The 3,145-nt window shown below is 61.8% G+C and carries 4 protein-coding genes; 3 read left to right on the forward strand and 1 reads right to left on the reverse strand.

The window, feature by feature from the left end:
• The coding region (locus IT540_RS13650; RefSeq protein ID WP_291178845.1) for a kinase/pyrophosphorylase at nucleotides 1-389 on the reverse strand (389 nt) is incomplete at its 3' end.
• Nucleotides 390-845: 456 nt separating this feature from the next.
• Between IT540_RS13650 and hemE the strand changes: the two genes are divergently transcribed.
• The 3 genes from hemE to IT540_RS13665 form a co-directional block, all read left to right on the forward strand.
• Nucleotides 846-1,811: a uroporphyrinogen decarboxylase gene (gene hemE / locus IT540_RS13655; RefSeq protein WP_291178848.1), complete on the forward strand. Its 966-nt coding sequence runs from the start codon at nucleotides 846-848 to the stop codon at nucleotides 1,809-1,811.
• On the forward strand, nucleotides 1,811-2,338 hold the full coding sequence (gene hemJ / locus IT540_RS13660; protein ID WP_291178838.1) for a protoporphyrinogen oxidase HemJ: 528 nt from the start codon (nucleotides 1,811-1,813) through the stop codon (nucleotides 2,336-2,338). The genes hemE and hemJ overlap by 1 nt, the downstream gene beginning before the upstream one ends.
• A 280-nt stretch (nucleotides 2,339-2,618) precedes the next feature.
• The coding region (locus tag IT540_RS13665) for a Rho termination factor N-terminal domain-containing protein (protein WP_291178841.1) at nucleotides 2,619-3,145 on the forward strand (527 nt) is incomplete at its 3' end.

Raw genomic sequence — 3,145 nt, forward strand, 5'->3', positions numbered from 1 at the left:
AGCGCGTCGATGCGCTTGAAATATTCGGCATTCAGGGTGTGCTGGGCGCCGACGCGCGGGGTCGTGGTCGCCCCGAGATAGGACTGGAACACCCGCAGGACCGGCCCGAGGATCGAGCGGCAAGGCAGGCTGAGCTCGTCGCATTTCTTCTCCAGCCGGCCGATCAGTTCTTCGTCCAAGAGCGTATACAGCACGATTCCGGGCGCTTCCTCGATCTCGGCAAGCACCCGGTCGAGCTGCTTCTGGGTGCGGATCAGCGGATAGACATGCTCGATCGGCGAGATATGCGCGTATTGCGCAGCCGCCGCATGCGCCACCGTGGTCAGGGTCTCGCCCGTGGAATCGGAGACCAGATGCAGATGAAAGTAGCTCGGGCTGCGATGGGGCAAAGCGTGCGCCAGACGGTGATAGACACGGGATTGATTGTGCGGCGCTGGGGAGAAGGCCATGCCGAAGGGCAAAGTGCAAGACCACGCGCCCGTCAGGTCCTTCATCCGTCAACATCGGTGCCCGGTTGGACAGAATCCGGGAAATTGCCGATGCTGATGTTGAAACGGGAAAAGCTGGAGCGGCAAGGAGGCAAATCGATCCGGCCGCCCATTCGATTCAATGATTTGCGCCCTGTTGACAAATGTGAGCAAGCCGACAGGAAAAGCGGGGATGTGTGGAGAACGGATTCATAATCCTGCTTCAGCGAGTCGTGAGTCTAATCAACCGCGTAAAAAAATCCGAAACGAAGATTCTAGAGTTCTTTTAGGGAAGGGGTGCCCGCGGTGAGTGTCGTTGTGAAAAAGCCTCTCCTGAATGTGCTGAACGGTCATCGGCAGAAGAGTCCTCCGGTCTGGATGATGCGTCAGGCGGGCCGATATCTCCCGGAATACCGCGCAACGCGGGAGAAGGCCGGTTCGTTCCTTGGCCTTTGCTTCAATCCGGAACTCGCCGCCGAAGTGACGCTGCAACCGCTCCGCAGGTTCAATTTCGACGGCGCAATTCTGTTCTCGGACATCCTGGTGGTGCCCTATGCGCTTGGGCGCAATGTCGATTTCGTGACGGGCGAAGGACCGAAGCTTGAGCCGATCGGCGCGCCCGAGACGGCGCGCTCGATCCGCAAGGAGGTCGATCACGGGGTGCTCGCTCCGGTCTACGAGACGATCGGGCGGGTGAAGGCCGTGCTACCTGACGATGTGACGTTTCTGGGCTTTTGCGGGGCGCCCTGGACGGTCGCGACCTATATGATCGCGGGCCAGGGCACGCCGGATCAGGCGCCGGCGCGGGTGTTCGCCTATCGCCATCCCGACGTATTCGACGATCTGATCCAGGTGCTGGTGAAAGCCTCCGCGGAGTATCTGATCCGGCAGATCAAAGCCGGTGTCGATGCGGTGCAGATTTTCGATACCTGGGCCGGCGTGCTGCCGCCGGAGGAATTCTCCCGCTGGTGCATCGCCCCGACGCGCCGGCTTGTGCTTGCGGTGCGTGATGCCGTTCCGGATGCGAAGATTATCGGTTTCCCGCGTGGCGCGGGTTCGTCTCTCGAGCGTTACGTCGCCGAGGTGCCGGTCGATGCCGTTAGTCTCGACTGGATGATCGACAAGACTTTTGCACGCGAGCGCGTCCAGAGAGTCAAGCCGGTGCAGGGCAATCTCGATCCGCTCGCGCTCATCGCCGGCGGCCGCGCGCTGGACGAGTCGGTGGACGCCGTGATGCGCGCGTTCTCGGATGGGCCTTTCATCTTCAATCTCGGCCCTGGCATCACGCCGGAGGCGCCGATCGAGAATGTGGAGCGGATGTTGCGGCGAGTCAGGGGCCGGTAATGGCGGCGCAGTCCTCGACCGCAAATGTGGTTGTGCGCGCGCTGGCGGGACTGGTCCTGGTGGTCGGCTTGGCGGGGCTGCTGCTGTGGTGGAATCCGTCCGGCCTGTTCTTGTGGGTGAAGGCGGTGCACGTGATCGCGGTCATCGCCTGGATGGCCGGCATGCTCTATTTGCCGCGTCTGTTCGTCTATCACTGTGAGGCAGAACCCGGGTCGCAGCAGTCCGAGACGTTCAAGGTGATGGAGCGGCGGCTTCTGCGCGCGATCATCAACCCGGCCATGACCGTGACCTGGGTGGCTGGCCTGTGGCTGATGTGGGAGGGCGGTTTCCTTGCCAGCGGCTGGATGCACGCGAAGCTCTTGCTGGTTGTCGCGATGTCGGGAATGCACGGATTTCTGTCGCGCTGGGTCCGCGCCTTCGCTGTCGACCGGAACCGGCACAGCCAGAGATTTTATCGCATTATCAACGAGATACCGACAGTCCTGATGATCGGGATCGTGCTCCTGGTGATCGTGAAGCCGTTCTGATGTCAACAGGGCCGCTGGCGCTGTTACAGAACGGCCACTTGCGGAATCGAAAGCTCCTCCGTATCTTGCGTCCATCCCCCCGAACGCAGGCGGATGCCAGTCAGCGCCACCGGTGTATCCGTAAAGGCGCAAAGCATCGGCCGGGGCGACATGCCCGTCAGCCAAAGACTTTCGGCACGACCTTCCCGGCCAAGACCTGCGAATCCTCTTCGATCCGCCGTCGCCCAATCCAAATTCCAAATTCGCGGCGCCGGTGGACCTCATCTCAAGGACTGCCCCCATGCGGGAAGTAAAGCTTCAAGACCTCAAGACCAAAACCCCCGTAGAGCTTCTCTCCTTCGCCGAAGAACAGGAGATCGAGAACGCCAGCACCATGCGCAAGCAGGAGCTGATGTTCGCGATCCTGAAGCAGCTCGCCAACCGCGAGGTCGACATCGTCGGCGAAGGCGTGGTCGAGGTGCTCTCCGACGGCTTCGGGTTTCTCCGCTCGCCGGAGGCAAATTACCTGCCCGGCCCCGACGACATCTACGTCTCGCCCTCGCAGATCCGCCGTTTCGGGCTGCGCACCGGCGACACCGTGGAAGGCCATATCCGCTCGCCCAAGGAAGGCGAGCGCTATTTCGCGCTGCTCAAGGTCAACACCATCAATTTCGAGGACCCGGAGAAGGCGCGCCACAAGATCAACTTCGACAACCTGACGCCGCTCTATCCGGACGAGCGGCTGAAGATGGAGCACGAGGATCCGACCAAGAAGGACCTCTCGGCGCGCGTCATCGACATCGTCGCGCCGATCGGCAAGGGGCAGCG

It is taken from the genome of Hyphomicrobium sp. (assembly GCF_020852195.1).
Taxonomy (GTDB): domain Bacteria; phylum Pseudomonadota; class Alphaproteobacteria; order Rhizobiales; family Hyphomicrobiaceae; genus Hyphomicrobium_C.